This window comes from Sphingobium sp. TomMM7A (genome assembly GCF_055397305.1).
This window is the reverse complement of the sequence record NZ_AP027311.1, coordinates 1652204-1677140: the sequence shown is the minus strand read 5'-3', so window position 1 is coordinate 1677140 and position 24937 is coordinate 1652204. Positions and strand designations below refer to the sequence as shown.

Genomic DNA, 24937 nt, shown 5'->3' with positions numbered 1-24937 from the left:
GGAAGTATATACAGGGTTGGTAGCATGCGGCTGTGCGGCTTTCGCAGGTCTTGGCATGATGAATCCGGCGTTCGCGCAGGATGACGCGCAAGGTGAAATCGTCGTTACGGCGGCCAAGCGGTCGGAAAATGTACAGTCTGTCCCGATTTCTGTAACCGCCATAGGTGGTGATATGTTGGCAAAGTCGCGCGTCAGCAGCGTCGACAGCCTGGTGACGAAGGTCGCCAATCTCCAGCTCACCTCCATTGTGGGCGACAATACGCCGATCTTCGCGCTGCGTGGCGTGTCCATGTCCGACTATAGCCTCAACCAGTCGAGCCCGGTCGCCACCTATTATGATGAAGTTTATAAAGGCAATTTCGCCTTTCTTGGCGTTGCCATGTACGATCTCGAACGGGTCGAGGTGCTGCGCGGGCCGCAGGGCACGCTCTATGGCAAGAACACCACGGGCGGCGCGGTCAACATCATCAGCCGGGAAGCGAAGCTGGGTGAAACCAGCGGTTATGTGAACGCCGGTTATGGCAATTATAACCGGTTCGAGGCGAACGGCGCGGTCAATGTGCCGCTGGGCGAAAAAGCCGCCCTGCGCGTGGCGGGCACCTTCGCCAGGGCGGACGGCTGGTTCAGGAATGTCGAGCCCGGCATGCCGGACCTTGCCAGCACCCGCGAATATGCGTTTCGCGGAACGCTGAAGGCCCAGCCGGTCGAGGGGCTGACTTTCGTCCTGCGCGCCTCCACCAGTTTCCAGAACCCGCAAAATTACGGCATCTATGCCCAGCCCGAAGCCAACCATCGGCCCGGTCTGTCGCGATGGGAGATTGCGTCCGACGTCCCCACCCGCCGCCGCGCCCGCACGACATCGGTGGCGCTGACCACCAATGTCGATTTGTCCGATGCGATCGCGCTGACCAGCATCACGTCCTATGACAAGGGCACGCTCTTCTTCCGCGAGGATACGGACGGCACGGCAACCAAGCTGCTGGAAATCCCCTATTATGACAAGGCCAGCCAGTTCGCACAGGATTTGCGCCTGACCAGCGACACGGGCGGTCCATTCGACTTCATCCTGGGCGTCTATTTCAACCGGGAAAAGGTGTTCAACCGCACCGCCTTCGAGATTGCCACCGATGTCGACGTGAACGCGGACGGCGCCATCGACGCACAGGATTGTGCCGACGGCCTGCCGCTGGCCTGCAAGGTCCAGAACCAGTTCACCCAGGTGAAGAAGAGCGTCGCTGTCTATTCCGACCTCAAATACAAGATCGGCGAGGCGGTGACGCTACGTGGCGGCCTGCGCTATACCCATGATACGGGCCGACAGAACGGCTTCATTTCGCAGGCGCTGGGTGTCGACGACAGCATCGTCGCGACCCTGATCCCGCTGTCCGACCTGCGCTTCAGGAAAAACAATTTCTCAGGCAAGATCGGCCTCGACTACAAGCTGGCCGACGGCAACCTTCTCTATGCCAGCGTCAGCCGTGGCTATCGCGCGCCCAGCTTCAATGCTCAGGCCTTTTTCGATCCGTCCGAACTGTCGGTGGCCAACGCGGAACAGGTGACATCCTATGAAGTCGGCGCGAAGACCCAGTTCTGGGATCGCCGCATCACGCTAAACGTTGCCGGTTTCTATTATGATTACAAGAATCAGCAGTTCATCAACGTAGATCCGTCCAGCGCGGCGCAGACATTGCTCAACATCCCCAAGTCGCGAATCTATGGTGGCGAGGCAGAACTGACCGTGCGGGCCGCCGACATGCTGACCATGCGCGCGGGCTTGGGCGTGTTGTCTGCGAAGATCAAGCAGGGCACGGTCAGCGGCGTCGATGTGGGTGGCAATCGCCTGTCCAACGCGCCGAGCCTGACGCTCAACGGCGGGATCGACTGGACGGTTGCGCAAGGCGGCTTCGGCAGCCTCTCCTTCCACCCGGAAGTCGCCTATCAGTCGAGTCAATATTTCGAGGTGGTGAACATCCCCCGTCTGAAGCAGAAGGGCTATGCCCTGCTCAGCGGCCATATCGACTGGGAGAGCGCGAACGGGCGCTTCAATGCCTCGCTCTGGGCGAAGAACCTCACGAAGAAATTCTATTTCACCTCGCGCGTGGACCTGCTCGCGGGCTTTGGTTTCGATTATAATCACATTGGCAATCCGCGGACATATGGTGTGACGGTTGGCGCGAAATTCTAAAGACAGCGCAAGGAGAGGATAATGGCGGACTATAAGCTGCTGATCGGCGGCGAACTGATCGATGGCGACCTCCAGATGGAGGTCGTCAACCCGGCGACGGGCGAGGCGTTCGCCACGGTCGCGCGCGCTTCGGCTGCCCAAGCGGATCAGGCGATCGCGGCGGCCAAGGCAGCGCAGCCCGGCTGGGCGGCGGTGCCCTATGCCGAGCGGCAGGCGAAGCTGGTCGCGCTGGCCGATGCGGTCGCGGCCAACGGCGCGGAACTGGCGCGACTATTGACGCAGGAACAGGGCAAGCCGCTGCCCGAAGCGCAGGGCGAGGTCGCCTGGACCGAAGGTTTTCTGCGCCATTATGCGACCCTGGAATTGCCGGATCGCGTTATTCAGGATGACGCAGCGGGCTATATCGCCGTCAAGCACAAGCCGCTGGGTGTGGTGGTCGGGATCATCGCCTGGAACTTCCCGCTGCTTGTCGCCTGCTGGAAGATCGGGCCGGCGGTGCTGGCGGGCAATGCCATCGTGCTGAAGCCCGCACCGACCACGCCCGCCACGGCGCTGGCGCTGGGAGCTTTGTGCAAGGAGATTTTCCCGGCAGGGGTCGTCAATATCATCACCGACGCCAATGATCTGGGGCCGCATCTGACTACCCATCCCGATGTGGCCAAGATCGGCTTCACCGGCTCCACCGCGACCGGCAAGCGCATCGCCGCCAGCAGTGCCGATGGGCTCAAGCGCGTGACGCTGGAACTGGGCGGCAATGATCCGGCAATCGTACTGGAAGATGTCGATGTCCGCGAAACGGCGAAAGCGATTTTCGGCAATGCCTTCCTGAATTGCGGACAGGTGTGCCTGGCGGTGAAGCGCGCCTATATCCACGCCGATATTTACGACGCCATGTGCGAGGAACTGGCGGCGCTGGCGCAGGCGGCGATCGTGGGCGACGGGCTGGAACAGGGCACGCAAATAGGGCCGATCCAGAACGCGATGCAGTTCGAGAAAGTGAAGGGGTTCCTCGACGCCGCCAGATCCGACGGCAAGATCGTGGCAGGGGGACAGGCGATGGAGCGGGCCGGTTATTTCATCGCGCCGACCATCGTGCGCGACGTGACCGACGGCATGACGATCGTGGACGAGGAACAGTTCGGCCCGATCCTGCCGCTGATCAAGTTCGACGATGTGGAGGATGTGATCGCCCGCGCCAACGCGTCCGACTATGGGCTGGGCGGATCGGTCTGGTCCGCCGATGTGGCGCGCGCCGCCGACATCGCGGCGCGGATCGAAAGCGGGCAGGTCTGGGTCAACCAGCATATCGCCATCGGCCCCCACATCCCCATGGCGGGTTTCAAGAATAGCGGGCTGGGCGTTGAACAGGCCGAGGAAGGGCTGGCGGAATACACCCAATTGCAAGTCATCAACATCAAGCGATGAGCGGCCTGTCGATAGCGCGGGGCGCCACCGACGTCCCGCTGCTGGAAACCACCATCGGTCAGGCGCTGCTGAAGGTCGCAGCGGAGCATGGTGACGGCCTCGCGCTGGTGTCGCGACACCAGTCGATCCGCTGGACTTGGGCGCAATTGATTGCACAGGTCGATTCTGTAGCCACTGGGCTGCTGGACCTTGGCATCGGCAAGGGCGACCGCGTCGGCATATGGGCGCCCAATTGCGCTGAATGGACAGTGATCCAGTTCGCGACGGCGCGGATCGGCGCCATCCTCGTCAACATCAATCCGGCCTATCGCACCAGCGAAGTCGAATATGCACTGAACAAGGTCGGGTGCAGCCTGCTGGTCACCGCGCCCCGATTCAGGAGCAGCGACTATGTGGCGATGCTGCGGGACATCGGGCCGGACCGGCTCCCGGCGCTGCGCCAAGTGGTCGTGCTGGGTGACGAAAGGCAGCAGGACTTGTTGAACTGGTCCGATCTGCATGCGGAGGCCGACCCCGATCGTCTGACCCTGATCGAGGCGACGCTCGACCGCAATGATGCGATTAACATCCAGTTCACCAGCGGCACCACCGGCCAGCCCAAGGGCGCGACGCTGACCCATCGCAACGTGCTCAACAATGGCTATTTCTCGGCCCGCACGATGCGTCTCACCGCCGCCGACCGGCTGTGTATCCCGGTGCCGCTCTATCATTGTTTCGGCATGGTGCTGGGCAATATGGCGGCGCTGACCAGCGGCGCGGCGATGATCTATCCCGGTGAAGCCTATGATCCTCGGCTGGTGCTGGAGACGGTGCAGGCGGAAGGTTGCACCATGCTGCATGGCGTACCGACCATGTTCATCACCATCTTGAACCAGCCGGATCTGGACGCATTCGACGTATCGACATTGCGCACCGGCATCATGGCGGGATCGCCCTGCCCGGAAACGGTGATGCGGCAGGTGATGGACCGGCTGAACCTGACCCAGATCACCATCGGCTACGGTATGACCGAAACCAGCCCGCTCACTACCCAGACTGCGACGGATGATCCGTTGGAGGAACGGGTGACCACGGTCGGCCGCGTTCACCCCCATGCGGAGGCGAAGGTCGTCGGCCCCGATGGCGCGATCCTCCCCATCGGCCAGCAGGGCGAATATTGTTCGCGCGGCTATGCCGTGATGCTGGGCTATTGGAACGATCCTGACCGCACTGCGGAGGCGATCGACCCCGACGGTTGGATGCATTCGGGCGACCTGGCGACGATGGACGCGCGGGGCTACGTCCGCATCACCGGCCGCATCAAGGACATGATTATTCGCGGTGGTGAAAATATCTATCCGCGCGAGATAGAAGAATATCTACTTCGTCACCCCGCCGTCGCCGACGCGCAGGTGTTCGGCGTCGCCGACGCGAAATTCGGTGAAGCGGTCTGCGCCTGGATCATCGCCAAGGCTGACGCCACCCTGTCGGAACAGGATATTCAGGACCATTGTCGCGGGCACATCGCCCACTACAAGGTTCCCCGCTACGTGCGCATCGTCGAGCGGTTCGAGATGACCGTGACGGGAAAGGCGCAGAAGTTCGAGATGCGGGCGATCATGGAACGGGAACTGGGTCTTGGAGTCTGAACACAGCGGCCCACAGGCCTATTTCCTGCGGATGGACGATGGCAGGTTCATGCCCACGGGCCATGTCGGCGGCGCATGGAATGTCGCGGAACAGCATGTTGCGCCAGCGATCGGCCTGCTGCTCCATGCGGTGGAAGCGGACCATGCCGCGCGACGGGACGATCGATTGCAGGTCGCGCGTCTCTCCTACGACATATGGGGCGTCATCCCGATGGAAGCGGTGGAGATAGAGGTGATCGTGCTGCGACCAGGCCGCACCATCGAATTGGTCGAGGCCCGGCTCAGCCATGGCGGCCGCCCCGCCATCGTCCTGCGGGCCTGGCTGACGCAGGCCAGCGACAGCAGCGCCTTTGCTGCGACCAATTTCCCTACCCTACCGCCGCCCGACACCATAGCCGGCTGGAACCCGTCCAGCCTCTGGGCCGGAGGTTTCATCGCTAGTGTGGAGGTGCGGCGGCAACAGCATGGGCGGGGCCGCGCCCGCTGCTGGGTTCGTTCGCCCTTGGCGCTGCTTGACGGCGAGGATGTGTCGGCGACGGCGCGGGCCATGGGACTGGTCGATATCGCCAACGGCCTTGCGCCGCTGATCTCGCCCCAGGACGCCGCTTTTCCCAATCTCGATCTTACCGCACATCTTCTGCGACCGCCAACGGGAGAATGGATCGGCCTCGACACCTCAGTCTCCGCGAGTCCGCAAGGCCTCGGACTTACACATAGCATTCTTCATGATGAAAGCGGGGCATTTGGTACAGTCTGCCAATGCTTGACGGTGCGCCCTAAAAATTGATTTGGGATATCGCATGGGCTTGGCTGCTCCTGACTTTTAAACCAAATGGCTTACTCTTCAATCGGCGACGCCCGAGTTAAAGGCAGCTGTGATGCTGTTTCTTTATGATCGCTGTCGACCTGCTAAGCGGCCAGCGTTATGTTCGTGGGGCTAGGTTTCCAGCAGCTCCGAGTCCGGTTTTTGTAGAACCTGCCCCTCGCTAATGCACCTTCGAAAGGCTGCATTGTCCCACTTCTTGTCATTTGCGATACGGATCACCCCCCCCTGCAAGCCCAGATGGCGTATCAGCCTTTCGACTGTACATCGTGCGACAGACGCGCTCGTGGTAGGTGGATGGGGCAATCGGCAGCACCTTGCAGATCGGCTCGACCCCATATTCGGTGCGATGCTCCTCTATGAAAGCTGTCATCGTTTGAACGGGCGGTCGAGTTCCGCCTGCGCAAAATATGTTGACGTCTTGCGCAATAACTCGCGGTTCTCGCGCTCCAGAGCCTTGAGGCGGTCAGCCATCTTGGTAGGCCGCCAGCACGCTTGCCGCTGTCCACCTCGGCCTTCTTTACCCACTCGTTCAGAGTATGCGCCGAGCATCCGGTCTTCTTGGCAATAGAAACCATCGCTGCCCAGCGAGATGGATGATCCGCCTTGTGATCCAGCACCATACGTACCACCCGCTGGCACCTTAGGTGCAAACTTGTGCGTCGTCCCGCTCATATCGGCTCCACTTACCCAGAAGTTGGAGCCGCCGACAGACCCGCGGCGGTTCAGGAAGGGCAAAACGCCACCAGCGATTCGAGACCGGCTTGATGGAGCGCATTGCTCCTGTCATTCATCGCTTATGAAACAAACTTCCAAGGCTCCCACAAATGGCGCGAAGACGCGGGGGGTTGGGCGCCCGCGCCGACTGAGCATCGATCAGGTGCTCGACGCAGGGCTTGCGCTGGGCCTGGATGGGTTGACGATGGGCGCTGTTGCAGAACGGCTGGGTGTGACCATTACCGTCCTCTATGGCTATGTCGCAAATAAGGACGAACTGGTCCGCCTTGCCGCTGCCCGCGCGTCGCAGGAGCATGGTTTTCCAGTCGATAGCGGACAGCATTGGACGCTCTATGCCGCCAGCCATGCGGTGGCGCTGTTCGAATTGCTCACCGGCCCTGGGCACTTGGTTTCACAGTATTTGACAGGCGGAATGGGACCGGAGGTGGAGCTTGATCGTGCCGAAGCATGGCTAGAGGGGCTGGCCAGGCGGGGCTTTCACCCTCGGGAGGCGCTCCTTCTTCAACGTCAGATGGGTGAGATCGTGATTGGGGGCGCGGTAAGTATATGGCACATCCGTTCGCTCGAGGCCGCCGGTATGGGCTTCGAGAAGGCCGCGTCGCGCGCCTTTGCTGCACGAGAGGAAGCGGCCCTCCCCTTGCTGCGGTCGGAACAGGCAAGCTTTAGCGATAGGCGGCCAGTATGGGCGCACACCTTCGCCCAGCTGCTAGAGTCCATGGCGCTGGACAGGGGCGAGAAATTCGACCGGCAGGCGGTAATGCACGCGCTGGCACAGCATCTGCCCAGCTGACTGTGGCGTTACTGCTATGCGAAGGCCGACACGCGCTGACCTTCGCCTTGTTTCAGGCAGCGAGCTGCTGTTGATGCGGACCGGGCGCCTCGGCCGGATAGATATGCGGCGAACCGCTATCATAAACCTTCGTGAGCAGCTGGATGAAGCCCTGATCGTGGATGGGATCTGACGGAACCTCGAAGCTGTGGCCGCGTGCTCGCAAATCCTTGATGAACGTATCGAACACCTGATCGTGGGTCAGGTCGTCGGTATGTTCCATCACCATCTTCAGTTCAGCATAGTCCGTGAAGATTTCCGCCGCCCAATGCAGCATCAGGCGCATCTCCTGCGCGGGCACTTTTTGGATCACCTTGCCGCCGGTGGTGATCTGCCACCCATCCGCGACGTCGGGATCGGCGCCGAACAGCGATTCGAGCGCCAATCCCTTTGGCATGCGCTGGTCGATCGGACCATTGGCTTCGGCGCGATGGAACATCATCTCATTTTCGACGACGACGCCGCGATTCCACATCGGGGCCGCGACGCGCGCCGGTTCGGCGAACTGCCCGTTGGGCCAATAGGTGAAGCCGCCGCCGATCGTGCCCTTGTAGAACCAGGTGACGATTTGTGCCCGCTTGGACTGCCACTTCTTGAAAAGGCCTGACTTGCCCATCGTATTGAGCATGTAGAGGGGCGTGTTGCGCAGATTGATGCCCCTGAAGGTCGTGCCATCGACGTGGGCGGGATCATGACTGTGGCAGGCGCCGTTGATGTTGAAGAGCATGTTGTCGGGGATGGCATAGTCCGCCTTCCAGTAACCACGCACCATGTCCAGGAACTTTTGATTGAGGAAACAGTCCTCGATCTCCGGATACAGGCATGCGCCATATTTGGCGAGAGTGCCGCGGAAGTTGGGAGTCAGGAACATGTCAAAGGTGGGCGTGACGCCTTCGGGGAGGGCGCCCGCCAATGTCGCCACCACTTCCTCGGCGGAGGAAAAATGCTGCGCCAGGATCATTTCCCATGGACCCTTCTCGCGGACGAGACGCACGATGCGATCGTGCTGGTCGTGGCTATAAACTGCATCGACAATGCGAGGTTCTGCAACCGGGCGGATCACGGTCGGCGTCTGGTCAGGCATGGCATTCTCCGTAAAACTTTCCCGGCGATCATATCAGCCATGCCGGTCAAGGCCAATGATTTTCGTAATAACTTCGATAATTGGCTTGAGGCGCATCTAACCCCTTGATACGGTCCCGCCAAACGCTCTCAGAAGCCGCGGCTCGACGGGAGCGATAATGTCGTGCGTGGTGGGAGCTGGACGATGCGGATTTATCTCGATCATCTTTCCCGGGTGGACCTGGCGGCTGTCGAGTTCGTGCGAGTCGCCGCAGAATTGGGCTGCGCTGGCGTCGGACTTTATGTCAGCCCACCGGCAGATAATGCACGACATCATGAAGGCCGACGGAATGTACCTCGCCGCCGCTTCCCAAGTCTTCTCGACGCCTGAGATTGGGCTTGCTGTAAGAAGCAGCACAGCCACCATTCATTCTTGGAGTGAGTATGTCAGAAAACGCCATCTGCCGACGTCTAAAGGACAAGGTGGCCATCGTCGCGGGCGCCAGCCGAGGGATTGGCGCAGTCACCGCGTTGCGGCTGGCGTCTGAAGGGGCGTCTGTGGTTGTTGCTGCTCCTCCCGGCGAAGCGGAAGGCATCGCGGCGGTGGTCGAACAGGCTCTGGCGGCGCGCGGCACCGCGATTGGCGCAACCTTCGACGCTGCCGACGATGCGTCCTTCGCCGCGCTTGTGGCGCAGGCGGAACAGGCATTTGGCGGCATCGACATTTTCCACGCCAACTTTGCCGACCAAAGCATCATCTTCGATGACACGAACGCCATCGAGGCAAGCGAGGCAGTGTTGGACAGGACGATCGACGTTAATTTGAAAGGCGTGGCACGCGCAACCCGGCATGCCTTGCCACGGCTGCTTGCGCGTGGGGGTGGAGCGATGATCTACAGTTCGTCTGCCGCTGCGACCATGGGCGATGTGGAGCGGCCCTGTTATGCCATGGCGAAGGCGGGGATCGGCGCCCTGGTCCGCCATGTCGCCAATCGCTGGGGACCAGAGGGAATACGTGCCAACGCAATCCTTCCCGGCTACATCATGACGCCTGCGGTGCTGAAAACCCTGCCCGAAGCCATGGCCGAGGACATGCGGCGCAAGACGCCCGCACCGCGGCTGGGCAAAAGCGAGGATATCGCGGCGATGGTCGCCATGCTGTCGTCAGCCGACGGCGAATGGATCAACGGGCAGATGATTTCCGTGGATGGTGGACTGACCATGCGTTGAACATGGTCACTATCCCAAATTCAAGATAACCGATTCTTCAGGAGAGTAACAATGCGGCCGCTGTGTCTTGATCATTTGTCGCTTTACGACGTCACCGCGCTCGAACTGATTAGAGTGGCCGCAGAGCTGGGCTGCGATGCGGTCAGCCTGTTCGTGACGCCTACGCCTCTTGGCCCATACCGGGATCTTACGACCGACAGGGCGGCAAAAGCCGAAGTGCTGGCTGCGCTACGCGACACCGGCCTTTCGGTCGGCATTGTCGAACCTTTCCTGCTGGAGCCGAATACCGACTGGGACTTGTTGAAACGATCGGCTGCGCTGGCGGCGGAACTGAACGGCACGGTAAATGCTCTGTGCTTCGATGAGGAACCGGTGCGGCTACAGGCATCCTTTGGCCGCCTGGCGGAGATCGCGCGGGCCGCAGGTGCCAGGATGGCGATCGAAGGTTTTACCCTGTCGACCGTGCGCACACCCGCGGATGCGCTGGCCATGGCTGATACGGTGGGACAGGAGATCGGCCTGACGATCGACACGCTGCACATTATCCGAACTGGCGGAAGCTGGGCGGACCTCGCCATTTTGCCGCAAGACCGCATTTTTCACGTCCAGATCAACGATGGCCCTCGCAAAGCGCCCTCTGATCTGCGCACAGAGGCGACGGTTGCGAGGCTGCCTCCGGGTCAGGGCGAGTTCGACATCGCCAGCTTCATTCCGCTTGTGCCTTTAACTGCGCTTCTGGCAGTCGAAGCGCCGTTTCGTGCCCCCACCGGCATGCCGCTGGAGCGGGCGCGGACCATGGTCAAGGCGACACGCGCACTGATGGCGTGATGAATTTGCCCGGGAGAATTGCCGCCGGGAGCGACAGGAGCAGGCGCCATGACGATCAAGACCGAAACACTTCATTACCGTGGCGATGGCATAGACATGGAGGCGACACTCTATATCGATGATGCCACCGACGGCCAGCGGGCGGGCATATTGCTATTTCCAGAGGCGCTTGGTCCTGGACCCAACGTCCACAATCGCGCGCGCAGGTTGGCGGAGGCTGGATGTGCAGCTTTAGTCTGCGACCTCCATGGCGCAGCGCGCCTGTGCGAGGACATGTCCGAAATCATGGCTTTGATAAAGGCGCTCAGCGAGCAGCCGGAGCGGACGCGCGATCGCGCGCGCGGTGCGCTGGATGCGCTATCGGCGCATGAGCGGGTGGATGCGGCGCGCATCGCCGCGACAGGCTATTGCTTCGGCGGCACGATGGCGCTCGAACTCAGTCGTTCCGGCGCGCCGCTCCGCGCGATCATCGGCTTCCACAGCGGCCTTTCCACCGCCGCGCCCCGGGACGCTGCGAACATCAAGGCGAAGGTGCTTGTGTGCATCGGCGCCGACGATCCGGCGATCCCGCCGGAGCAGAGAGCCGCATTCGAGACGGAGATGCGCAGCGGCGGCGTCGATTGGTCGATGCACCTTTACGGCGGTGTCGTGCACAGCTTCACCAACCCGGCGGCCGCAGATATGAGCATGCCAGATTTCGCACGCTACGATGCAACTGCAGACCGGAAATCGTGGGCCGCGATGATGGCGCTGTTCGCTGAAACCATCGGCTGACGCTGTCTAATATGGCGCCGCAGCGTGATAATCCTTCCCGTCGAGGAGTTCGTAAATCCTCAACACTGCCTCGTCCGGTTTCTCACCACGAAAATCTGCAGGACTCAAAGTATCAGGAAAATCGACTTTGTGTTTCGACATGTCGAGTTTTCTTGATGCATCCAGCGCAGACAAACCTTGCCTCTTGAAAGAGGTCACCTGTTCATAAAGATCGAGCAAATACATTTGGTAAGCAGTTATCTTGGCCTTGGCTTCATCACCAGATATGGTAGGGCCATGACCTGCAACCACCGTCTTGAAGTCAAGATTCTTGAGCAGCTGAAGTGATTGGACATAATCCACTGGGTAGGCATCACCCCAAAACCCGCAGCAGGTTTTCAGATTCTCGAAAAAATCTCCTGTGACGACGACACCTTCTTTAGGCAAGAAAATGAGCAGGTCGCCAGCTGTATGGCCCCGTCCTGGAAAGATTATCTGGATTTCCCGTCCTCCGCGATAAAGGGTCAGCTTGTCCTTGACCGCTATCGTCGGAGGTGTCTCGACCTCGTTCGCCACGCTTAGGTTGGACGCGGTGATTTCTGCTAGCGATTGCTGCAATTTTGCTTTTTTAATGGGGTCGAATTCCGTCTCTGTCGATTTTTTCAGATCGTCAGCCCACTTTTGCATCATGCCGTTTGGACCATAGAATATCTGAGCAGTCCGGCCCTTAAACGAATTGTTGCTTAGCTGATGATGGGTAAATACGCTTCCAATAATCTCCGCATTGCTGAACACTTCGTTGCCGCCGACATGGTCAAAGTGGAAATGCGTGTTGATGACATAGCGGATCGGCTTGGAGGTGACCGTCTTGATATCCGCGACAAGTTGCCTGGCGCTCCGAGGGTCATTGTGACTGTCGACAATCAACACATCATCTCGATTAACAATCACCAACGTATTGCTGTTGATGTGCGCCTCAGTCGGCTCAAATAGATAAATGTCTTCAGCTATCTTTTGCACATGATGGGATTTTGTTTCAGCGGCATACACTCCTGCGCTCATGGCCGTGAGCGCGGCAAAGCCAATGGCTAACATACGCATTATTAGACCATCTCCTTCATAGATTATTATACGGCGTGCCCCGCCTCGTACGCAGCCGCGACGAAATGATCCGGATGAGTATTGCTCTGTTGAGCAAAACATTACTGATGATAAATCGATCGTGAGAGATCGAATAATTCATCGAAACGAGCTTTATGTTCGACCTGCAGCTTATAACCGCCTGTCTTTCCATTGTAACAAGGCAGGCAACGGGAAGTTGACCTTGCCGGCCTTTTACCGGCTCCTCATGTCTGTGCAAGCGGTGAACGCAGGGTTGCAGTTTTTGTTATGTTGGTATTCATAAATTGTACCTTCTCTCATGGCAGCGATTAGCACATCTTCCTGTGGACCAATGTGGCGTTGAGAGCATGGCGCTGGATAGGGGCCGACCGTTTGCGCGGACCACGGCCGCATGAAGTTAAAAGAGGCCAATTGGTAAAAAAACATGCCCCGTCAGAAGGGACAATCATCATAGGGAGAGGGTTTTCATGACTAAACGATATCGTATCGCTTTGCTTGTTGGCATCGCGTCATCGGCGTTTATTACGCCAGCCATAGCGCAGGATACGGCGGCAGCCGCCACTGAGCAGGCATCGCTTCCGAATAACGTGCTCGGGGACATCGTGGTCACGGCGCAACGCCGCTCTGAACGAGCGCAGGACGTGCCTATCGTGATCAGTGCCTTTTCGGCCGAAACACTGCAGAAACTGAATATCAACGAGCCGCAGGATCTCTACGGCAATGTTCCTTCGCTCGTTGTCGGCACCCAGGGACAGGGAAGCCGCGACGTGCAGAGCTACTCTATTCGCGGGCAGTCGACCGGCTTTCTGGCTCTGCCGTCCGTGGCAAGCTACTTGAGCGAAGTTCCGCTCATCGCCTCAATCAGCCTCAGTCTGCAGGGCGGCCCAGGCCTGTTCGTCGACCTCGCCAATGTGCAGGTCCTGTCCGGTCCTCAAGGCACGCTTTTCGGCCGCAATACCACGGGTGGCGCGGTGCTCTTCACACCGCAGCGCCCGACGGAGCGCTTCGAAGGCTATGTGCAGGGCAGCGTCGGCAACTATAATCTGCGCAGCATCGAAGGCGCGCTCAACGTGCCGATCATCGAGGACAAGCTCGCGATCCGCGTCGCTGGCGCTTATTATGACCGCCGTGGCTTCACGCATGACTTGGTCTGGGACAAATGGCGCGACGATCAGCATTGGTATACCGGCCGACTAGGCATCCTGATGAAGCCCACGGAGTCGATCAGCAACTATCTGATGGTCTATGGGTCGCGTTCCGATAACAACGGCGCTGGTTATATCAATCGCGGCTTCCGCCTGCCATCCGTCGTAGCGCCCTGCAACGATGCGGTTCGCGCGCCCAATCCCGCATCGTGCGACGTCTATCGCCGTCAGACCGAAATCGCCAATCAGATTGGTCCGCGCGCCAATCGGCAGGATGTGGATGGCTATGCCAAGATCGATACCTGGGGCGTGATCAATACGACCGATCTGGAACTGAATGACGAACTGACGCTGCGCAATATCGCCAGTTATCAGAAGTTGAAGTCGGATTATGCGGCAGATCAGGACGGGACGCCCCTGCAGGGTTATCAGAACAGTCAGAGCGCGAATTTTCCGGACTTCCCGGTTCCGGGTCTGTCGGATGAATTCGGTATTGCGCCCAACGGTTACACCAATGCGGTGAACGCTGGCGGCCCCCGCGACTACCTGGAGCAGCTCACCGAAGAGCTGCAACTTCAGGGCAAGATGCTGGACGGGCACCTCAACTTCACTGTCGGCGGCTTCTACATCAACACAAAGCCAGCCGGTTTGTGGCGTGCCGCGGCGGTTCAGTTCTGCGCCCCGCAGAACACCGGGGATCCTGTCGCTTGCCCAGGTAGCCGCGTCCGCATCGGCGTGACCAACCGATCCAAGGCGGTATATTCGCAAGCCACCCTCGATTTCGGCGCTTTTTCAGAGGCGCTTGAAAGCCTCCGCTTGACCGCAGGCTATCGCTACACCTGGGATACGGTACAGGGGTTCAGCGGGTCCGGCACTCCGTTGGCTAATGGCACTTTCCGGTGCGGGATAGGTGGAACCCAGCCGACGTTGGAGGATTGCGAATATGACGCAAAGCTCAAGACAAGCGCGCCGACTTGGACCGCTGGTTTGGACTACCGGCCTGTTCGCAACCTTATGCTCTACGGCAAGGTTACGCGTGGGTATAAAGCCGGCGGCTTCAACACCACCGCCGTCAACGAGCAGTTCCAGACCTTCCAGCCGGAAAAGCTGACCAGCTACGAGGTGGGCTTCAAGTCGGACTGGCGGCTGGGTTCCGTGCCGGGACGGTTGAACGTCACCTATTATTATTCGGATTACTCCAACATTCAGCGGCCAGGTACGGACTTCAACCCGGTCACCTTTGCCGGGGGCGCCAAGATCCTGGCGGCGAAGGCCACCATTCAGGGCTTAGAAGCTGAGGCTTCGTTCCGGCCATTCCCTGGCCTGGAGATCGGTGGCACTGTCAGTCACACCGACGCCGATTATAGGGAGTTTAACTACACCTCCTTGTTCGGCGACTTCTCCTGCGCGCCCGGCGGGGGTTTCGAACGAGTGAATCCTGGCGCGCCGGTGGATGCGCGTTGCATGCCTTTCCAGTTTGTGACGCCCTGGATCTACAACATCCGCGCCAACGCCGAAATTCCGATTGCGCCACATATGGGCGACCTGAATTTCCTGGTAAGCTATTCGCATTTCGCGCCGCAGGCGACCGCACCCGCCGGTGATCCGTCGTTCGAACCCGGCTCCGTTCTGGAGGCTTATGGTTTGCTCAACGCCTCGCTCGACTGGCGGAACGTGGCTGAAAGCGGATTTGATGTCGGGGTGTTCGTAAACAACGCCGCGAACAAGCTGTATAGGGTCGGCAACTCCAACAGCTATAACGGCCTGGGCATTTTCTCCAGCCTCTATGGCGAGCCGCGCATGTATGGGGTGAAGCTCCGCTATCGCTTTGGAGAGAAGTAAAATTGCGAATCCGGCAGAGCGATTGTCTCCGCCGGGTTTTGCCATTCCTGCGTCGCCATCGGTAGGCAGTGCGAGACGGGGACAGCTCTGAGCGTATATCCGAACTTATATTCGGAAATATTGCCGATGGGCCTGGGATAGGTTAAATAAGCTGCGCGTCTGAAGCCTTGGGCCGGTGTGTCAAAATGTTAGAGAGGATTAACTATGCCAAGGGATATCGCTTCAACATTCCTGCCGGTCGCGCCGCCGATCATCATCGATAATCTCTACACGGAAGATCAGCACCGGCGTATGCTTGATATCGCGCGTCGCGAGGGGCCTTGGGAACTAATCTTGGCGCAATATTTCTCTTCGCCAGAAGAAGTTATCGCGACCACAACAGGAGCAAATGTCGAAGGGTTGAAACCAACCTGGGAAATGTTCATGAATCCGGTGTTTCGCGGGTATTTCGCCAGAGATGGTGTAAACTATTATCCTGAGCTGGATGACTGCTTCTTCAATCCGAAGTTTCTCAACCTTGTCCGCGAATATTGGAAAACACCCTATGTCGAGTGCGACCAGCTGATGTGCAACATGCAGGGACCGGCGGGTGCTGGCGGGTCCCCGCATGTGGATGGAACACAGTTTCGTGGCCTTTATGCTCATAACGCGCCCACTTGGCTGTTGAACACGATGGCGAAATCGGGGCTTTTCCGCCGTTGGCAGGCCAAGAAGGCGCAGGTCATTGCCTGGTATTATCAGGGCGAGATCGGCGGCGGTTTCCACTATTGGCCCAATGGCCCACGCGAAGATCCGGTCTGCCTAGAGGCTCCCATGCAGGGCCGGGGCGTCGTCGTCGAAAACGAGATGATGTTTCACACGGCGCAGGGCTGCGGTCCTGTGGATCAGCGTCGGCCAGCAGGGCTCGCAATCAACTCGAAAATTTCGGCCGATCCCGAGACGTCCGATGGCTGGCGGATCATGACCGGTGAAAAGGTCTTGGCAAAGATTCCGGCAAATGAATTCCGCCTGCTTTTGCACTGGGGAGCGACGGTCTACAGCGATCTTGCGGAATTGAAGCTGGCACGCGACCACAGCGACGACATCACAGTAAATATGGCATTCGACATCTTCGTGAGCGATCTCCGCTCCCGGGGAGAGGTTTTCGAAATGCCCACGGATCCGGTGCATGACACGAACTTTATTAATTTGCTCACACGGGTCTATGACATCGGCAAACCGAAAAACGTGCCCGAAGATCCAGTCGCACCAAGACTGGTCGCCTAAGGGGCTGCATCGTATACAAGAGAACCGGCCTTCGATTGGCGCGTCAAGTGCCGCAAAGTCCCGGCGGCCCCCCCCAAAAAAAAGGACAAGGTCTCTTTATGACAGCTCAAAGCTTTGCCTTCACCAAGCTTGTCGTTTCCAATCTCGACGCGGCCGAGCAATTTTACATCCAGACGCTGGGGCTTTCGCGACTGACCTATATTGAGTGGGGCGAGGGGCCGGGACAACTGCAGGAAGTAGTCCTCGTGGTTCCGAATGGAGGCCCAGGCAGCCCACAGCTCAACTTGATCCGCTATCCCAACAAGCCCATGCCAGCGCCTGGTGAGACGGTGATTGGCTTCATGGTAGGCGACGTTGAGGCGACTGTTGTTGCGTTCAGCAACGCTGGCGGGCGTATCACCGTACCCGTCGTCGAAATGCCAGAGCATCGATTGAAGCTGGCTTATGCGACCGATCTCGACGGACACATCATCGAGGTTATCCAGGCGCTTTGAATGTTCATAGCCGCGCCATAGTCGGCAGAGAAGGATCTGTAGGTTGAACAGCGCCTACTGTTGGCGTTTGGACGAAAAAGCTGCCGTCGTCGCAGGTGCAAGCAGGGGGATCGGCGCAGTGACGGTTGGAGGGGCGCGCCTGCCGGTGTCGCCAAAGGCAACCAGACGGCAGCGGCGAAGATACTCCTGTCGCTGTCCTTACATATTGAGTCGGAAAGGTTTTAAAGATGGCTGAACATGTCGATGGCGCGGTAATGGCACGGGACTGGCACGATCGCAGCCTGCCGCTGGCCGATAGCGAAGAACTGCGCGTCGCGCTGGAGGAAGCAAATATCCAGACGCTGCTGATGGTCTATGTGCATCTGACCCATGACGCGGCGATGCTGGACATTTTCGGCAACTATATCAAACCGCCTTTCTCCGTTCCCAACACCGAAATCCCCGCCGAATATAGCCAGGAACTGCGTACCAAGCTGCTCCACGTGCTGACGACCCCCGGCGCCGCGCGCGAGGACGATCCGTCCGACGCGCTGATGAAGCGGATGATGAGCGTCGGCGTGGGTGAGGAAGTGGCTGACGAATTCCTGCCGCTGCTGTTCGACCAGATCGGTTTTAAACTGCCCAAGCCGCGCAAGGAAATCGAAGGGCGCACGCCGCCGCCGACAGATTTCAAGGTGCTGGTCATCGGCGCCGGCATGACCGGCCTTGCCGCCTCGCTGAAGCTGGAAGAAGGCGGTTACGAGCATATCGTGATCGAAAAGAACCCCGAAGTCGGCGGCACCTGGTACGAAAACCGCTATCCCGGCGTCGGCGTCGATACGCCCAGCCACTTCTATTCCTATTCCTTCGAAATAACGCCCGAATGGTCGCATTACCATCCCAAGGGCGTGGATATGCAGAAATATCTGCTGCACGTGGCCGACAAGTACGACCTGCGCCGCAATATCCGCTTCAATACCGAAGTCGTCGCCCTGCGCTATGACGATGCAGAAGCGGTGTGGAACGTCACCGTCCGCGGCAAGGACGGCACGGAAGAAATCATCCGCGCCAATGCCGTCATCAACGCCCATGGACCGGTCAATCGCTGGAAGTGGCCCGACATTCCTGGCCGCGAGGAATTTCAGGGCAAGATGATGCACACCGCGACCTGGGATCCGTCCGTCCGGATCGAGGGCAAGCGCGTCGGCATCATCGGCACCGGCGCCAGCGCCGCGCAGCTGATCGGCGCGATCGCGGATCAGGTCAGCGATCTCACGGTCTTGATGCGCACGCGCTACTGGTCGATCTACAATCCGGAGATCAATCACGAAGTGTCGCCGGGCATGAAGTTCGCCCTGCGCTACATCCCGCATTTCCGCGAATGGTTCCGCTTCCGCGTCTACTGGTTCGCGGCCGACGGCCTGTACGCCAATGTCGTGAAGGACCCCGAATGGCCGGTCGACAGCCCGTCCGTCTCGGCGGCCAATGAGGGCGCGCGGCAATGGGCGCTGGCCCATCTGGAAGCGAAGTTCCACGACCGTCCCGACCTCAAAGAAAAGCTGACGCCGGACTTCCCGATCTTTTCCAAGCGCATCATCCTGGACGCTGGCTGGTTCGACGCGCTCAAGCAGCCCAACGTCACGCTGGAAGATGGCGGGATCGAATGCTTCACGCCCAAGGGCATCCGCACCAAGGACGGCAAGGAGTATGAATTCGACATCATCGTCTGCGCCACGGGCTTTGACGTCGCCAACATGATGGGCAAGCTGGAAATCCACGGCAAGGGCGGCCGGTCACTGCGCGACGAATGGGGCAAGGACGATCCGCGCTCCTATCTGGGCGTCACGGTGCCCGGCTATCCCAATTACTTCATGACGGTTGGCCCCAACAGCGCGCCCAACCATGCGGCGGGCCAGAACCTGATTTCCGAAGCGCAGGTGAACTACATCATCGAATGCCTGGACTGGATCAACGAAAGCGGCGCTCGTGCTGTCGAACCGACCCAACAGGCGTTCGAACAGTGGAACCGGGAGGTCGAGGAACAGATGAAGAATATGATCTGGACCCACCCGAGGGCGAACAGCTACTATAACAACTCGACAGGCCGAGTATTCCTGTCATGGCCGTGGCGACTGGTGGACCTTTGGAACCAGACACGTGGTCCCGCCAAGGATAATTTCGAGCTACACTGAGCGCGGGTCGAAAGGAATGACATAGGATAAGAGCCGGTCTGTAAGGACCGGCTCCTTTCATGTCGGACGCGATAATCAGCTAGCGGAAGTAAATCTACCATCGCCCCCAATGTTCCGCCAGTCGCGCGCGCGCGAATTGACCAGCAGTGTCATGAGGTGCGGTTGATGTCAGCGGCTTACCTGACGCCTTATCTGAAACGCGGTGGAACCGGTTGCACGTCAGAGGATGCGGTCTGTGCCGGTAAAGTTTTGCGAGCAGCAGGCGACTTTGTCGTTGCGCCGTCTAACTCTGACCGCACCATGCGCTCTGGCCTAACTCGCGGCCGACCTCTTTGCTACCAGCTGTACGAAGGAAGGTAATAGGCGGCGAGCGCGATGCAGTACTGCCCTGACCAGGGTGGCATGGTCGTCGTCGGAATCTGTCCAATCTACCGGTCCAGGATGCGTCAGCGTGGCCACCGCGCGTCCATCTGGCCGATGCGAGCCTCACCCCACATGATCTCCGAAATTTTTCGGCTCTGACGTCCTTCGCTGGTGGGCGCGTGTTCGCAGGTGCGGCAAATATGTTTTGGCGACGACGTGTGTTGGCCTTTTCGGCCCATTTTCCTATCCCTCCGACGAGGAGAAATTGTCTGGCGGGTGTCGGTCATTTTGCCATCCGGCCGCTGTGACGACGTCCTCTGAGATGAAATATGTGACCAACGTATTGCGCATGAGAATCCTCTATATGACGCGCGGATGTCGGATAAATAAAAGAAATCAATTGCTAAAAAGTTGGTAGGTGGGCCGAAATCTACAAAAATATGACGGCGAGGGTTGCAGGGTTCCTGCGCGATCGTTAGCAGTTGTCAACATTATGGGGCTGGCTTCTGCCAAGAAAAGGAACGCTGTCATGAAACAGGGAAAGAGTCTTTCTGCATTGTTGTGCGGTGCAGCGATGATCGTGCCGACCGCTGCCTGGGCGCAGGAGGCGGCCGATGGTGGAGGCGAGATCATCGTCACGGCGACGCGCGAAGCCCGCTCGCTTCAATCAGTGCCTATGAGCGTCAATGTGGCGACCGGCGAGCAGTTGCAGAAGCTGAACATTTTCGACGCCAAGGACGTCCAGCAGCTCGCTCCGGGCCTTGAGATGACCAACACTACGGGCCGTAACAATTCGACGACGCTGCGCGGTATCTCGTTCGATCCCGACCAGGGCACGGACCCGGCGGTCCAGGTGTATTTCAACGAAATTCCGACCGATGCGCAGACGGTCTACACGGCCCTTTACGATATCAAGCAGATCGAAGTGCTGCGCGGTCCCCAAGGCTTGCTGCGCGGTATCTCCGCCCCCGCAGGTGCGATCACCATCTCCACGGCGCGCCCCAGCTTCGATGAGATCGAAGGCTATGCGCAGACTACCGCTACCACGCGTGGGGGCTATAATGTGCAGGGCGGGGTTTCCCTGCCTTTCTCTGACAAGATCACCCTGCGCGTTGCCGCACTGGTTGACGGCAATCGACTGAACAACGTCCGCAATGTCAACACCGGCGAACGGTCGCGCAGCCGCACTGAAAGCGCCCGTTTGACCCTGGGCCTTCGTCCAACGGACAATCTCACTGCCTATATTACCTATCAGTATCTGTATGCGGACAATAGGCAGATGCAGCAGGTCATCGGATCAGGCAACACGTCGACTTTCGAAGCTGGGCCATTCCTGGGCGGCGCACTGGTTCCGAATTCATCAACGCGTTCCGGCCCGGCCCTGGGTGTCGATGATTATGCCGCCGTCGCAGAGGGTACGAGCCGCAATATCAATGAAAGCCACATCGTTAACCTGGCGATTGACTGGGATTTGGGTCCGGCAACATTGTCGTTTGTAGGTGCGCATCAGGATTCACGTCTGAAAGGCCAGCGTGATCTGGATGTCGGCAATGCAGTGCCCAACTACATCTCCAACTCCTTTGGTCCAACTCCCTTCGTATACGACACGGTCGAAATGCGCTTGGCTACGAATAACAAGGATGGCCTGGGCGGAGGCATTGGCGTCTTCTACAGTAAGATTGGGGGAACGACGCGCATCTTTCAGCCCGGCGACAGCTTCATTTTCCCGTTTGAACAGAATGATAGCCTGAACACCCTGGGCGCACTGCCTTATCTGCCCATCGCCACCGAAATTATCGTTCCGGTAGATCGGAGCATTTGGTCGTTCAACGCCAATCTTAACTTTCGGAGGGGCGGCCTGGCAATCGAAGGCGGCCTGCGTTACTCGATCATCAAGTCGGTGAATGTCAGCCGACTGGGTTTGAGCACGCCGGGCAACAGCTTGCTGTGCACCGGCGATCCAATTGTTGATGCTGTGTCGTTTGGCTGCTTACCGGCGTCCTACCCGGCAACGGACATCATTCCGGCCAACCTGCGCAATACGTCTGACAAGCCGATCACGGGCGGTCTGACGATCAGTTACCAGTTGATGCCGTCCATCAATATCTTCGCTTCCTACGGTCACTCCTTCCGCGCCGGGAGCGTCAGCCCCGGCCTGCCCGATGGACTGAGCGACGACCTGATCCTGACCCAGCCGGAAAAGACGGATTCGATCGAAGCAGGCGTTAAAGGCAGCTTCGCCGGACGGCGCCTGCATTATGCGGTGTCGGTCTATTATCAGAAGCTCGACAACTTCCTGAACCGTTTCAGCGGCATCTATTATCAGTCCACCGTAGCCGCGCCGCCCACCGGCTTTTTCGATTTCAACTATAATGGCGACGCACGGATCAAGGGGATCGAAGGATCGCTGGACGGCCGGATCACGAGAGACTGGGACTTCGGCGTCAGCGCTGCCTATACGCGCGCCCGTTATCGCAACGCCCTGCTGCCGTGCAACGACTTCGCAGGAACTGGCCGCCCGAACCGGGATGGAGCGGCGACCGTTACGGGGCCGGGCAATGTCAGCTTCTGCGCCAGCAATGGCCGCATCGGCGAGACGCCTGATTTCAGCCTGACCGCCAACACGGAAATCCGTTTCCCGATGGACAGCGTTACGCCGTTCCTGCGTGGGTTGTTCACGTACCGGCCTGGGTTCTATTCCGACCGGATCGATTATGATTATCGTAGCCGTGAGATGCTCAACCTGTTCGTTGGCCTTCGTGCCGAGGATAGCAAATGGGAATTCACCTTGTTTGCGAAGAATGTGCTGAACCAGAAGCGGATCGCCAACATCAGCCAGGGTAACGCCGTAGTCGGCACGTCCAGCGGCGTGGACTATGACTCGGGCTACCGCACGGTCAACGTGACCAACCCACGCGAGTTTGGATTGACGGGCAACTTCAAGTTCTAAGATCAAGGCAGGGCCGGTCGGATCACCAACATATGAAGCAGCTTCATAATGATCCGCACCGGCCCCAGCGGCTGGAGTCACGTGTTCGAGTGACGTAGGCGCACTATTTCTTTCCCTCTGGAACCGTTGATGGCCGCGAAATCGGGCTGAAGCCGCTCAGCATCGCTGTCCTGGATGCCGGTTGGCATCTTCTCGCCTTCCAGCGGCAGGATGGGGCATCCACGCTGCGGCCGCAGATTGCCTGCGCCAAGGCTGCGGGTGCGCTCGGCCTTGGTGTTTCGTCGCGCAAGATCGGCGACATGGCAGCCGAACGGCCGACCTTCATCGCGTCGCTCGGGCCGATCGCGCCCCATGGCGTGGTTCCAGCGGCGGGCGGCGTCATCGTCGTCGATGGCACGGGTGTGCCGATCGGCGCGGTGGGGGTGACCGGCGACACGTCGGACAATGACGAAGCCTGCGCGTTGGCGGGGATCAGTGAAGCGGGGCGTCGCGCCCAGGGGTAGGGCGCTTTGCTGGCGCGTCGCTGAGATGGTGGGTGGCCAACATCTGCCTTCCTCAGCGGAAGATGGCCTGGCCAACCGCGCCGCGCCAACCGGCGATAAGCTGATCTCTCTGAACAGCGGGTAGTGTTGGGCTAAACCGCCGGTCGGGCGTTACGCACGACACGGCTTCGGGGAGTGTCGGCCAGACCCCCGTCGCAGCGCCAGCGAGAAAGGCGGCGCCCAGTGCCGTGGTTTCGATGTTGGCGGGCCTGATGATGGTGAGATCCAGTATGTCGGCGAGGAATTGGCACAACCAGTCGTTGGCCACCATTCCACCATCCACCTTGAGCTCGTCAGGCTGCACGGCGCTGTCGAACGCCATGGCGTCCAGCAAGTCCGCGCTCTGGTAAGCGACGCATTCCAGCGCCGCGCGCACGATATGTTCAGGACCCGTGGCGAAGGTCATTCCCGTCAGCATGGCCCTTACATGCGGGTTCCAGTGCGGAGCGCCCAAGCCGACAAAGGCGGGCACCAGATAGACGCCGCCATTATCCGGCAAAGACCGCGCCATGGATTCGGTCTCGGCGGCCGTGGCGACCAGGCCTAGCTTGTCTCGTGTCCATCTGACGGCGGCGCCCGCGACGAAGAAAGCGCCTTCGATCGCGTAGCTGATGCTTCCATTGGAATAGCAGGCGACGGTGGACAGCATCCGGTGCCCCGATCGGCAAATCTGCCCGCCTGTGTTCAGCATCGCGAACCCGCCAGTTCCCAGCGTGACCTTTGCGCCGCCCCGGTCCAGGCACCCCTGGCCAATCAACGCGGCCTGTTGATCCCCAACCATTCCCGCAATGGGGAGCGATACGCCCAGGATATTCTTGTCCGATGTCCCGAAGAGGCAATCATTCTCACGCACTTCAGGCAATATCTGCATCGGGATGCCGAACATTCGGCACAGGTCCGGACACCATGCCATCTTGGCAATGTCGAACAGCAAGGTCCGGCTGGCGTTGGTTGCGTCGGTCGCATGCACCTTTCCCGCTGTCAGGCGCCACAGCAGGAAACAGTCGATGGTGCCGAAGGCCAGTTGCCCCTTTTCCGCGCGGTCGCGCGCACCGGGGATTGTTTCGAGCAGCCAGGCAAGCTTGCTGGCGGTGAAGTAGGAATCGAGCAGAAGGCCGGTGCGGCTGGTGACTTCAGGTTCGAGGCCATCCGCGATGAACCGGCTGCAAAGGTCCGCGCCGCGCCTGTCCTGCCAGACGATGGCCGGATGGATGGGCTGTCCGCTTTCACGGTCCCACAGCAGGCAGGTTTCGCGCTGATTGGCGATCCCGATGGCGGTAACGTCCAGCCCCGTGCGATGCGCCTCGTCCAACGCCTCGCGCGCGGTCGCCACGACGTCGCGCCATATCGCTTCGGGATCATGTTCGACCCATCCGTCGGCGGGATAATATTGTTTCAGGTCGATTTGCGCGGCGCTCCGCACGGTGGCTGTTTCATCGATCAACAGCGATCGGGTGGATGTGGTCCCCTGATCGATCGCGAGCACCGCCTTCATCCTACCCTCCGCCTTGCGGTTCATCCCCATGCCGACCATGATCTCA

Annotated in this window: 17 protein-coding genes, 1 pseudogene and 1 other annotated feature; of the genes and pseudogenes, 14 read left to right on the top strand and 4 right to left on the bottom strand. The window is 59.6% G+C overall.

Features of this window, described 5'->3' with window-relative positions; genetic code table 11:
* Positions 1 to 55 precede the first annotated feature (55 nt).
* The 4 genes from ACZ5ZH_RS08410 to ACZ5ZH_RS08395 are packed head-to-tail and all read left to right on the top strand — an operon-like array spanning position 56 to position 6025.
* The gene (locus ACZ5ZH_RS08410) at positions 56 to 2185 is read left to right on the top strand and encodes a TonB-dependent receptor (RefSeq protein WP_464771197.1); all 2130 of its coding nucleotides are present in this window, start codon (positions 56 to 58) and stop codon (positions 2183 to 2185) included.
* Positions 2186 to 2206: 21 nt separating this feature from the next.
* Positions 2207 to 3610 carry an aldehyde dehydrogenase family protein gene (locus tag ACZ5ZH_RS08405; RefSeq protein WP_464771196.1) on the top strand — a complete coding sequence of 468 codons (1404 nt, stop codon included), beginning with the start codon at positions 2207 to 2209 and terminating at the stop codon, positions 3608 to 3610.
* Positions 3607 to 5238, top strand: a complete 1632-nt coding sequence (locus tag ACZ5ZH_RS08400; RefSeq protein WP_464771195.1) for an AMP-binding protein — start codon at positions 3607 to 3609, stop codon at positions 5236 to 5238. The genes ACZ5ZH_RS08405 and ACZ5ZH_RS08400 overlap by 4 nt, the downstream gene beginning before the upstream one ends.
* Complete coding sequence (locus ACZ5ZH_RS08395) at positions 5228 to 6025, top strand: thioesterase family protein (RefSeq protein WP_464771194.1); 798 nt, start codon at positions 5228 to 5230, stop codon at positions 6023 to 6025. The genes ACZ5ZH_RS08400 and ACZ5ZH_RS08395 overlap by 11 nt, the downstream gene beginning before the upstream one ends.
* A 307-nt stretch (positions 6026 to 6332) precedes the next feature.
* On the opposite strand, the pseudogene ACZ5ZH_RS08390 reads toward ACZ5ZH_RS08395, so the two are convergent.
* Positions 6333 to 6736 (bottom strand): annotated as a pseudogene (locus ACZ5ZH_RS08390) (transposase); the annotation flags it as partial.
* Positions 6360 to 6476, bottom strand: a sequence feature (AL1L pseudoknot). (Overlaps the previous pseudogene by 117 nt.)
* Positions 6737 to 6860: 124 nt before the next feature.
* Between ACZ5ZH_RS08390 and ACZ5ZH_RS08385 the strand changes: the two are divergent.
* Positions 6861 to 7589 (top strand): TetR/AcrR family transcriptional regulator, encoded by a 729-nt coding sequence (locus ACZ5ZH_RS08385; protein ID WP_464771193.1) that lies wholly within the window; start codon positions 6861 to 6863, stop codon positions 7587 to 7589.
* Positions 7590 to 7641: 52 nt separating this feature from the next.
* Here ACZ5ZH_RS08385 and ACZ5ZH_RS08380 read toward each other — a convergent pair whose 3' ends face one another.
* Positions 7642 to 8712, bottom strand: coding sequence for a hypothetical protein (locus ACZ5ZH_RS08380; RefSeq protein ID WP_464771192.1), 1071 nt, complete (start codon positions 8710 to 8712; stop codon positions 7642 to 7644).
* A 422-nt stretch (positions 8713 to 9134) separates the two neighbouring features.
* Between ACZ5ZH_RS08380 and ACZ5ZH_RS08375 the strand changes: the two genes are divergently transcribed.
* Genes ACZ5ZH_RS08375 through ACZ5ZH_RS08365 form a run of 3 tightly spaced genes read left to right on the top strand, consistent with a single transcriptional unit; the run spans position 9135 to position 11522 of the window.
* The gene (locus ACZ5ZH_RS08375; RefSeq protein ID WP_464771191.1) at positions 9135 to 9920 is read left to right on the top strand and encodes an SDR family NAD(P)-dependent oxidoreductase; all 786 of its coding nucleotides are present in this window, start codon (positions 9135 to 9137) and stop codon (positions 9918 to 9920) included.
* Positions 9921 to 9971: 51 nt separating this feature from the next.
* Positions 9972 to 10748, top strand: coding sequence for a sugar phosphate isomerase/epimerase family protein (locus ACZ5ZH_RS08370; RefSeq protein ID WP_464771190.1), 777 nt, complete (start codon positions 9972 to 9974; stop codon positions 10746 to 10748).
* A gap of 48 nt (positions 10749 to 10796) precedes the next feature.
* Positions 10797 to 11522 (top strand): dienelactone hydrolase family protein, encoded by a 726-nt coding sequence (locus tag ACZ5ZH_RS08365; protein ID WP_464771189.1) that lies wholly within the window; start codon positions 10797 to 10799, stop codon positions 11520 to 11522.
* Positions 11523 to 11528: 6 nt separating this feature from the next.
* Here ACZ5ZH_RS08365 and ACZ5ZH_RS08360 read toward each other — a convergent pair whose 3' ends face one another.
* Entirely contained in the window at positions 11529 to 12602 is a 1074-nt protein-coding gene (locus ACZ5ZH_RS08360) for an MBL fold metallo-hydrolase (protein WP_464771188.1), read from the bottom strand.
* A 488-nt stretch (positions 12603 to 13090) separates the two neighbouring features.
* On the opposite strand from ACZ5ZH_RS08360, the gene ACZ5ZH_RS08355 reads away from it, so the two are divergent.
* The 6 genes from ACZ5ZH_RS08355 to ACZ5ZH_RS08330 all read left to right on the top strand — a co-directional run bounded on the left by ACZ5ZH_RS08355 (position 13091) and on the right by ACZ5ZH_RS08330 (position 23357).
* Positions 13091 to 15610, top strand: a complete 2520-nt coding sequence (locus tag ACZ5ZH_RS08355; protein WP_464771187.1) for a TonB-dependent receptor — start codon at positions 13091 to 13093, stop codon at positions 15608 to 15610.
* 204 nt (positions 15611 to 15814) lie between these two features.
* Positions 15815 to 16876, top strand: a complete 1062-nt coding sequence (locus ACZ5ZH_RS08350; RefSeq protein WP_464771186.1) for a hypothetical protein — start codon at positions 15815 to 15817, stop codon at positions 16874 to 16876.
* A gap of 98 nt (positions 16877 to 16974) precedes the next feature.
* The gene (locus tag ACZ5ZH_RS08345; RefSeq protein ID WP_464771185.1) at positions 16975 to 17370 is read left to right on the top strand and encodes a VOC family protein; all 396 of its coding nucleotides are present in this window, start codon (positions 16975 to 16977) and stop codon (positions 17368 to 17370) included.
* Positions 17371 to 17597: 227 nt separating this feature from the next.
* Positions 17598 to 19541: a flavin-containing monooxygenase gene (locus ACZ5ZH_RS08340; protein WP_464771184.1), complete on the top strand. Its 1944-nt coding sequence runs from the start codon at positions 17598 to 17600 to the stop codon at positions 19539 to 19541.
* Between the two features lie 892 nt (positions 19542 to 20433).
* Positions 20434 to 22854 carry a TonB-dependent receptor gene (locus ACZ5ZH_RS08335; RefSeq protein ID WP_464771183.1) on the top strand — a complete coding sequence of 807 codons (2421 nt, stop codon included), beginning with the start codon at positions 20434 to 20436 and terminating at the stop codon, positions 22852 to 22854.
* A gap of 140 nt (positions 22855 to 22994) precedes the next feature.
* Positions 22995 to 23357: a GlcG/HbpS family heme-binding protein gene (locus ACZ5ZH_RS08330; RefSeq protein WP_464772618.1), complete on the top strand. Its 363-nt coding sequence runs from the start codon at positions 22995 to 22997 to the stop codon at positions 23355 to 23357.
* Positions 23358 to 23409: 52 nt separating this feature from the next.
* Here the strand turns inward: ACZ5ZH_RS08330 and glpK are convergent, their stop codons facing one another.
* The gene (glpK, locus tag ACZ5ZH_RS08325) at positions 23410 to 24891 is read right to left on the bottom strand and encodes a glycerol kinase GlpK (protein WP_464771182.1); all 1482 of its coding nucleotides are present in this window, start codon (positions 24889 to 24891) and stop codon (positions 23410 to 23412) included.
* Positions 24892 to 24937: the final 46 nt, after the last annotated feature.

Bases quoted from the DNA above. Each gene is read 5' to 3' on its own strand.
- ACZ5ZH_RS08410 (WP_464771197.1), top strand. From the start codon at position 56: ATGATGAATCCGGCGTTCGCGCAGGATGACGCGCAAGGTGAAATCGTC.
- ACZ5ZH_RS08405 (WP_464771196.1), top strand. From the start codon at position 2,207: ATGGCGGACTATAAGCTGCTGATCGGCGGCGAACTGATCGATGGCGAC.
- ACZ5ZH_RS08400 (WP_464771195.1), top strand. From the start codon at position 3,607: ATGAGCGGCCTGTCGATAGCGCGGGGCGCCACCGACGTCCCGCTGCTG.
- ACZ5ZH_RS08385 (WP_464771193.1), top strand. From the start codon at position 6,861: ATGAAACAAACTTCCAAGGCTCCCACAAATGGCGCGAAGACGCGGGGG.
- ACZ5ZH_RS08380 (WP_464771192.1), bottom strand. From the start codon at position 8,712: ATGCCTGACCAGACGCCGACCGTGATCCGCCCGGTTGCAGAACCTCGC.
- ACZ5ZH_RS08375 (WP_464771191.1), top strand. From the start codon at position 9,135: ATGTCAGAAAACGCCATCTGCCGACGTCTAAAGGACAAGGTGGCCATC.
- ACZ5ZH_RS08370 (WP_464771190.1), top strand. From the start codon at position 9,972: ATGCGGCCGCTGTGTCTTGATCATTTGTCGCTTTACGACGTCACCGCG.
- ACZ5ZH_RS08365 (WP_464771189.1), top strand. From the start codon at position 10,797: ATGACGATCAAGACCGAAACACTTCATTACCGTGGCGATGGCATAGAC.
- ACZ5ZH_RS08360 (WP_464771188.1), bottom strand. From the start codon at position 12,602: ATGCGTATGTTAGCCATTGGCTTTGCCGCGCTCACGGCCATGAGCGCA.
- ACZ5ZH_RS08355 (WP_464771187.1), top strand. From the start codon at position 13,091: ATGACTAAACGATATCGTATCGCTTTGCTTGTTGGCATCGCGTCATCG.
- ACZ5ZH_RS08350 (WP_464771186.1), top strand. From the start codon at position 15,815: ATGCCAAGGGATATCGCTTCAACATTCCTGCCGGTCGCGCCGCCGATC.
- ACZ5ZH_RS08345 (WP_464771185.1), top strand. From the start codon at position 16,975: ATGACAGCTCAAAGCTTTGCCTTCACCAAGCTTGTCGTTTCCAATCTC.
- ACZ5ZH_RS08340 (WP_464771184.1), top strand. From the start codon at position 17,598: ATGGCTGAACATGTCGATGGCGCGGTAATGGCACGGGACTGGCACGAT.
- ACZ5ZH_RS08335 (WP_464771183.1), top strand. From the start codon at position 20,434: ATGAAACAGGGAAAGAGTCTTTCTGCATTGTTGTGCGGTGCAGCGATG.
- glpK (WP_464771182.1), bottom strand. From the start codon at position 24,891: ATGAAGGCGGTGCTCGCGATCGATCAGGGGACCACATCCACCCGATCG.